The sequence below is a fragment of the Paraburkholderia sp. BCC1884 genome (assembly GCF_900996225.1).
In the GTDB taxonomy this organism is placed as follows: Bacteria; Pseudomonadota; Gammaproteobacteria; order Burkholderiales; family Burkholderiaceae; genus Paraburkholderia.
Genome location: NZ_CAAJGL010000036.1, coordinates 1 through 442 on the forward strand (window position 1 = coordinate 1; position 442 = coordinate 442).

Sequence of the window (442 nt, forward strand, 5' to 3'; positions counted from 1 at the left end):
ATTGCCCTCGAAGGACTTCGTCAGGCCGACCAGGTTCACGCCCTGGTGCGCGAGACGGCGGAAATCGACGGTATGGCCGCCGCGCGCGCCGCTCACGGCGATCGTCACATGCTCGCGGCCCGGCACGGCCGCCTCGGCGTCCCAATTGCCGAGCACGCCGAGCCACCAGCAGAAGTCACGGTTGCGATAGGCGCGCGGCGGTCGATCGTGCGGGCCGACCGACAGGTAGACGTCGCGGCCGGCGCGCTGCAGTTCGTCGGCGATCTGCACGCCCGAGGAGCCGGCGCCCACCACCACCACGCGGCTCGCCTCGATGGTGCCGTCGCTGGTCTCGACCGTGAAGCCGGGGTGGCCCACGTTGCGCACCACCTTGATCACCTCCACGCCGGTGCGGATCGGCGCCTGGAATTTCTTCGCATAGGCCTCGAAATAGTCGGCCACG

Annotated in this window: 1 pseudogene; it reads right to left on the minus strand. The window is 69.9% G+C overall.

What is annotated here, in order from left to right:
- Positions 1 to 442 (minus strand): annotated as a pseudogene (locus FQ705_RS02880) (FAD-dependent oxidoreductase); the annotation flags it as partial.